At 67.7% G+C, this 2,829-nt stretch carries 3 protein-coding genes and 1 pseudogene; all 4 read right to left on the reverse strand.

What is annotated here, in order from left to right; genetic code table 11:
- Positions 1 to 343: 343 nt before the first annotated feature.
- Positions 344 to 737 (reverse strand): annotated as a pseudogene (locus tag LI94_RS23460) (hypothetical protein); the annotation flags it as partial.
- Between the two features lie 5 nt (positions 738 to 742).
- On the reverse strand, positions 743 to 1,804 hold the full coding sequence (gene ruvB / locus LI94_RS20785; protein ID WP_046302420.1) for a Holliday junction branch migration DNA helicase RuvB: 1,062 nt from the start codon (positions 1,802 to 1,804) through the stop codon (positions 743 to 745).
- Between the two features lie 53 nt (positions 1,805 to 1,857).
- Positions 1,858 to 2,448: a Holliday junction branch migration protein RuvA gene (ruvA, locus tag LI94_RS20790; protein ID WP_046302419.1), complete on the reverse strand. Its 591-nt coding sequence runs from the start codon at positions 2,446 to 2,448 to the stop codon at positions 1,858 to 1,860.
- A partial coding sequence (locus tag LI94_RS20795) for a crossover junction endodeoxyribonuclease RuvC (RefSeq protein WP_046302421.1) occupies positions 2,445 to 2,829 on the reverse strand: 385 nt, incomplete at its 5' end. The genes LI94_RS20795 and ruvA, both read right to left, overlap by 4 nt.

The following is a 2,829-nucleotide window of genomic DNA, read 5'->3' on the forward strand; positions in this document are numbered from 1 at the left end:
ATCGGCGTGCGTGTGGTAACCACACCGATACCGGAGGTCCTCACCTACTTCCGCGCACCACGCCGTTCACAACGTCCCTGGCCATTACACCTAGGGCGCCGCTTCGGTGACCGAACAGGATTTTGGTGGGTGGCGAGCGTGTCGTTGTCGACGCGTCGTCAAGTCTGATATTCGCGGGTTGGGTACCGCAGGACGGACTGTTCTGCTGGAGTGGATCGCTGGTCTAGAAGTCGAGCGTCATTCATGTTGCAGGACAACCGAATTACTCATAGAGCGTTCGCGGGTCACTCCCAGGCGCTGCCGCCACCACCGTGGCCTGTTCGGACAGTTGTGGGCAGGGCTGTCAGGTGTCGAGCACAGCCAATGACCAGCACCAGCCGGCCAGTTCCCGGGCGATAGCGGTGTTGGCCAGCACGGGACGCTTCTTGCGGGCATCGAAGCTTTCCCAGCGGTGGTGCAACCGCCGGTTGGCCGCCTGTCCGCGGGCACGTGCCGCCGGTGTCGCGGCGTCCCAGCGTCGCCGCCGCAGATCCACCCCCTGGCCGGTAGGGCTGGCAATGGGAATAGATGATCCCTTGGCGCAGAAGCAATTTCGATATACGCTGCCGGGCGCTCATCAGATCACCGCGGCAGTCCTCCCGGGCACGCACCAGATCACGGACCGCTTCCTGCCCCGCGGAGGGAACCGCGACCTCGACAATCTGTCCCAGATGCAGCAGCCGGGCAAGGTGCGCAGCCCGAGCTACTCGAACAACCCCTGTTGCCCCAATCCCCCCGCGCCTGCCGGCGGCACCATGCCCAGGTGCGTCCACGCTGCCGGAGTCGCGACGCGACCCCGCGGAGTGCGAGCGATCATCCCGGCGCGCACCAGGAACGGCTCGCAGACCTCTTCGACGGTGGCGGCTTCCTCCCCCACCGCAACCGCCAGGGTGGAGACCCCGACCGGCCCGCCACCGAAGCTTCGGGTCAGCGCCGAGAGCACCGCGCGGTCCAGCCGGTCCAGGCCCAGTTCGTCGACGTCATAGACCGCCAGCGCAGCTTTGGCGACGTCGCGGGTGATCACCCCGTCGGCACGCACCTCGGCGTAGTCACGCACCCGGCGCAACAGCCGGTTGGCGATCCGCGGTGTGCCACGGGAGCGCCGCGCGACCTCCGCCGCCGCCTCAGCGCCCAGTTCGATCCCGAGGATCTTCGCCGAGCGTGCCAGCACCCGCTGCAGTTCGGCCGGTTCGTAGAAATCCATGTGGGCGGTGAACCCGAACCGGTCGCGCAGCGGGCCGGTCAGCGCACCTGATCTGGTGGTCGCACCAACCAGAGTGAAAGGGGCCACCTCCAGCGGAATCGACGTCGCGCCAGGCCCTTTCCCGACGACGACGTCGACGCGGAAGTCCTCCATCGCCAGGTACAGCATCTCCTCGGCCGGCCGGGCGATGCGGTGGATCTCGTCGATGAACAGCACGTCGTGCTCGACCAGATTCGACAACATCGCGGCCAGGTCCCCGGCACGCTCCAGCGCCGGCCCGGAGGTCACCCGCAACGAGCTGCCCAGTTCGCTGGCGATGATCATCGCCAGCGACGTCTTACCCAGCCCTGGTGGGCCGGACAGCAAGATGTGATCGGGTGTGCCGCCGCGGTTCTTGGCGCCCTCGATCACCAGCTGCAACTGCTCGCGTACCCGCGGCTGCCCGATGAACTCGGCCAGACTGCGCGGGCGCAGCCCGGCGTCGATGTCTCCCTCGCCGACGGTCAGCGCCGGGGAGACCTCCCGGGCGTCCGGTTCGCCCGGTTCCTGCGACGGTCCCAGCTTCGGCTCTCCTCCGTCGAGCCTTGCTGAACCGCCGGGCTCATCGGATTGGCTCACTTGGTCTTCCCCAGCCGGCTCAGCGCGGTCCGCAGCACTTCGGAGGTGGTCGCATCGGGCGCGTCGGCCAGTACCTTGTCAGTGGTCTCTTCGGCCTGCTTAGCGGCAAAGCCGAGCCCGATCAGGGCTTCGATCACCGGAGCGCGTACCCCATGACCGCTGAACACCGCGCCGTCGGACGCGGCCACCGCACCGATCTTGTCACGCAGTTCCAGCACCAACCGCTCGGCGCCGCGCTTGCCGATCCCGGGCACCCGGGTCAATGCGGTGACGTCGGAGTCAGCGAGCGCCCGGCGCAGTGTTGCCGCGTCGTAGACCGCCAGGGTGGCCAGGGCGATCTTGGGTCCAATGCCTGAGACGCCGATCAGCGTCAGGAACAGATCGCGCGCCTCACCGTCCGGGAATCCGTAGAGCGTCATCGAGTCTTCCCGCACGATCATCGCGGTGATCAAACGGGATTCGCTGCCACGGCGCAGCATCGACAGGGTCGCCGGGGTGGCCATCAGTTTGTAACCGACCCCGGCCGCCTCGACCACAGCATGGTCCAGCGCGATGTCGATGACCTCGCCACGTACCGACGCGATCATGCCCGGGCCGCCTTGAGCTTGGCGGTGTAGTTACGCCGCTGCTCGGCGGCCAGCGCCTCGACTGCCGCCATCCGGGCGATCATCGGGGCCCGCCAGCAGTGACAGATCGCCAGCGCCAGCGCATCCGCGGCGTCGGCGGGAGTCGGCTTTTGCTGTAACCCGAGAATCCGGGTGATCATCGCCGTCACCTGCGCCTTGTCGGCCGAACCGTTGCCGGTCACCGCGGCTTTGACCTCGCTGGGGGTGTGGAAATGCACGGTGATGCCACGTCGAGCAGCCTGGAGCGCGATCACCCCGCCGGCCTGCGCGGTGCCCATCACCGTGGAGACATTCTGTTGGGAGAACACTCGCTCGATCGCGATCACGTCGGGGTGGTGAGTG

The sequence above is a fragment of the Mycobacterium sp. UM_Kg27 genome, from assembly GCF_000972905.1.
Taxonomy (GTDB): Bacteria; Actinomycetota; Actinomycetes; order Mycobacteriales; family Mycobacteriaceae; genus Mycobacterium.